Raw genomic sequence first — 3,108 nt, 5'->3', positions numbered from 1 at the left:
CAGGACGTCCTCGGCCTTGCGGTTGGCGAGGTTGTACAGGTTCTGCACCGACACGATGTCGACGATCTCGCGGGCCCGGCGGAGTTCCTCGACCGAAACCTCGGACAATCCGATGTGCCGGATCTTGCCCTCCTCCCGCAACCGACCCAGTTCGCCGAGTTGGTCGGCCAACGGCACCTGTGGGTCGATGCGGTGCAGTTGATACAGGTCGATGCGCTCCAGACCCAGGTGACGCAGGCTCAGTTCGGTTTGTTGGCGCAGATATTCGGGACGCCCCAGTGCGCGCCACTGCCCCGGCCCGGTCCGGGCGAAGCCGCCCTTGGTCGCGACGACCACGTCGTCGCGATACGGATGCAGGGCCTCGCGGATGAGCTGTTCGCTGACGAACGGGCCGTACGAGTCGGCCGTGTCGATGAAGTTCACCCCCAACTCGACGGCCCGCCGCAGCACCCGGATCGCCTCCCGCCGATCCTTCGGCTCGCCCCACACGCCCGGACCGGTGAGCTGCATGGCCCCGTAACCGAGCCGATTGACGGGCAGATCGCCGCCGATCCGGACGATGCCCGACGCGTCCGCGACCCGCGATGCCGACGAGTTGCTCATGGGATGCCTTCCTGTCTGCGCGCAGACCCGTGCGGCCCGAACGACTTCCAACCGTTCCCGGCGGGCGCGCCACCTACGCCACACACCGCCGAAAGCGATGCACCACGACCGAATCCCACTGTCGGGTGCCTCGCCCGCGAGGAGAACGCTCAGACACCACAGCCCATTCCGCTCCGCGCCGCGGCGGCCGGCCGCACGGCCGTCGGCTCACCTCGCCTTCGGGCCGGCCCAGCCGGTCAGGATCTCGGTGTACGGGTTGGCGGGCAACCACGCGATCGCGTCGCGGGCGGTCTGTTCGTAGCGGTCGGCCAAGGAACGGGTTTCGGTGAGTGCGCCGGTGGTCTCCACCAGGGCGCGCATGCGGGTCAACGCGGTCTGCGGATTCGACTCGTGCATCAGGGCGTGCCGGACGGCGGCGCGCTGTTCGTCCGTGCCGCGCTGGAACGCGAGCAGCACGGGCAACGTCGGACGGTGGTTGCTGACGTCGCTGTCGGCGGGCTTGCCCATCTTCGCCGCCGACGCGTCGTCGTACGGCAACAGGTCGTCACGGATCTGGAAGGCGAGTCCCATGTGCCGTCCGAACGCGCCGAGCGCTTCCACCTGCGCGTCGTCTGCGCCGCCCAGGATCGCGCCGACCCGGCATGCCGTGGACAGTAGGGCGCCGGTCTTGTTCGCGGCCATCCCCAGGTAGTCGTCGATCGGACAGTCCGGTTCGCCGGCGAGATCGATCTCGTCGAACACGCCCTGGCACATGGCCGTACCGCCGTCGGCCTGGGCGGCCATCGCGCGGGCGATCCGTTCGGCCGGCGCCCCGTGCCGCGCACATTCGGCGAGCGTGCGAAACCAGCGGAAATACAGGCTGCTGCCCGCGATGATCGCTCGCTCCGGACCGAACGCCACGTGTACAGCGGGCCGGCCGCGGCGTTCGTCGTCGGCGTCGATGATGTCGTCGTGCATCAGGCTGCCGGTGTGCACGCACTCCATGCCGACGGCCGCGGGCAGCGCGTGTTCGACCTCCCCGCCGACCGCGAGCGCGGCGTACAACACGAGCGCCGGCCGCAGGAGCTTGCCGGTCGGCAGGAGCGCGTAGCCGTGTACCGCGTCCATACCGTCGGCGTCCTGCGGCCAACGGCGCGCGAACTCGGCCGCGAGCACCGAGGGTACGTCCACGTACGGTGGTTCGGGCCGCCTGTACGCGGTCGGCGCGATCGGTTTGCGCGCCCGCTGGGTGGGGCGACGTTTGTGGGCGGCCGACGAAACCTGCGGTGTTTCGGTCACGGTGTTCAAACCCCCTGGGTAGCCCCCGGAACGCCCTCGTCCCACGCATAGTCGGCGGGTCGTCGATGGCGACTGTCGGGATCACCCGTCGGCGTCCCGGGGCAAAGCCCAGCAGAGCGCGACAGTCCCGACCAGCCGAGCACGGAAGCACCGCCCCGGCGTGCGTGATCACGTACGAGTATCCGTGCTTCCACACCCCACTTTCGCGTGGTTTCCCGACATCGAAGCCCTTTGGGACAACGTGGTTCGCCGGCCGCGCAATACGGTCGCGTCGAGCACGCCCGGCTGATTGGATGCCCGAGTGACTCGTACCGATGCCCCTCGACCCCACGCCCGCGAACTGCTCGACCGGCTGGAGGGCTACTACGACGCCGTACCGCGCAATGCCGCACGTGCCGAGGACTTCGGTGCGTTGACCCTGTTCGTTCGCGCCGGCGCCGGGTGGCCCTATTACGCGCGACCCACCCTGGGTGCGACGACGGTGGATGCGGCGGCTGTCGACCGAGTCCGGGCCCGGCAGCGCGAGTTGGGGGTCCCGGAGAACTTCGAGTGGGTCGCCGAGACGACGCCGGCGCTGCGCGCGGCGGTCGAGCGGTCGGGGCTGGTCGTGCACGAACACCCGCTGATGGCCCTCGACGCGGGCGCGGGGGCAGAGGTCGAGGTGGACCCGCCCTCGAACGCAGAGCCGGGTATGCGTGTGCTCGCCGACGGCACGATCGTGCGCGTCCTCGATGCCGACGACCCGATCCTGCCCAGCGCGTTGGCCGTTCCGCACATCGCCTTCGCCGCGCCCGGAACCGCGATCGGCCCGCAGGGCCCGACCGAACTCGCCGAGGCCACCCGGGCCCTCGTCGCGGACGGCTCGGTCGCCAACACCACCGCGCGGATCCGCGCCGGCCTGACCGTGGTCGCGGCGGCGATCGACAAGGCCGGCGTCGTCCTGTGCGCCGGTCAGCACCAACCGCTGGCCGAACTCGGGGTCAGCGAGGTCGTCGGCGTCGGCACGCTGCCTGCCGCGCGGCGCCGAGGTCTGGGCCTGGCGGTGACCGCGGCGCTCGTGGGCGATGCCCGTGCCCGAGGCGTCTCGACGGTGTTCCTGGCCGCGGGCGACGACGACGTCGCCCGGATCTACGCGCGCCTGGGTTTCAGTGCCCTCGCCACCGCCCTGATCGCCGAGCCCGAAGAGCCCACAGGCTGACCCGACCACTCGGGGCCGGCCGACCGACC

The 3,108-nt window shown here is 71.0% G+C and carries 3 protein-coding genes; 1 reads left to right on the top strand and 2 read right to left on the bottom strand.

Features of this window, described 5'->3' with window-relative positions:
• Positions 1-603: aldo/keto reductase (locus tag GT354_RS09545; protein ID WP_202511694.1), on the bottom strand; the 603-nt coding region annotated here is incomplete at its 3' end.
• Positions 604-810: 207 nt separating this feature from the next.
• Positions 811-1,881, bottom strand: coding sequence for a polyprenyl synthetase family protein (locus GT354_RS09540; protein ID WP_161355840.1), 1,071 nt, complete (start codon positions 1,879-1,881; stop codon positions 811-813).
• Between the two features lie 301 nt (positions 1,882-2,182).
• On the opposite strand from GT354_RS09540, the gene GT354_RS09535 reads away from it, so the two are divergent.
• Positions 2,183-3,079 (top strand): GNAT family N-acetyltransferase, encoded by an 897-nt coding sequence (locus GT354_RS09535; protein ID WP_161355839.1) that lies wholly within the window; start codon positions 2,183-2,185, stop codon positions 3,077-3,079.
• Positions 3,080-3,108 lie beyond the last annotated feature (29 nt).

The organism is Streptomyces sp. SID3343, assembly GCF_009865215.1.
In the GTDB taxonomy this organism is placed as follows: domain Bacteria; phylum Actinomycetota; class Actinomycetes; order Streptomycetales; family Streptomycetaceae; genus Embleya.
The sequence above is the reverse complement of the archived record's forward strand: the minus strand, read 5'-3'. Positions and strand labels throughout refer to the sequence as shown.